Source organism: Paenibacillus sp. BAC0078 (assembly GCF_054483875.1).
In genome coordinates, this window is sequence record NZ_JBTLRW010000068.1 from 1 (window position 1) to 758 (window position 758).

The following is a 758-nucleotide window of genomic DNA, read 5'->3' on the forward strand; positions in this document are numbered from 1 at the left end:
TTTAGGCTTTAGCCAGTTGAGTGCGTGAAACGCGCGAAACAAAAAACCACCCGCTATGCGGGTGGAGGGATCAAGGGTTTGACCAACAAGACCATTCCGATAAAATTGAGATGTTCAGGCTCAATTGAAAGGAATGGTCTTAGATGGCAAACAAGAGCTATAGTCTAGCTCACACGAAGTGGATGTGCAAATACCACATCGTGTTCACCCCGAAGTATAGACGGAAAGAGATCTATAATCAAGTGAGGAAAGACTTGATCGAAATCTTCAAACGTTTATGTAAATACAAGGGGGTGGAGATCATAGAAGGTCACATGATGCCAGATCATGTACATATGTTAGTAGCGATTCCTCCAAAAATCTCAGTATCCTCATTTATGGGATATCTGAAGGGAAAAAGCGCACTGATGATATTCGAGAGGCATGCGAATTTAAAATATAAGTATGGTAATCGAAAATTTTGGGCGGAGGGATACTACGTGAGCACAGTGGGCTTAAATGAAGCCACCGTCGCTAAATATATACGTGAACAAGAAGCACATGACCAAGCAGTGGACAAACTGAGTGTGAAAGAATATGAAGATCCATTTAACAGAAACAGTAGCAAGAAGAAGTAAACCAGTTTAACTGGGAAGTGAAAGGGACAAATTACACTGAGCCTGAACAATTTATTGTCAGGCTAGCGTCTTTAGGCGCAGTTTGGCAACAGGGGGTTATACCCCAAGTGCAAACCACCCGTTGGACGGGTGGTTCTGATT

General features: G+C 42.7%; 1 protein-coding gene. It reads left to right on the top strand.

Annotation, left to right across the window (positions count from 1 at the left end):
- Window positions 1-143: 143 nt before the first annotated feature.
- Window positions 144-617 carry an IS200/IS605 family transposase gene (gene tnpA / locus ACX1DY_RS31450; protein WP_458968047.1) on the top strand — a complete coding sequence of 158 codons (474 nt, stop codon included), beginning with the start codon at window positions 144-146 and terminating at the stop codon, window positions 615-617.
- The last annotated feature ends 141 nt before the right edge of the window (window positions 618-758 follow it).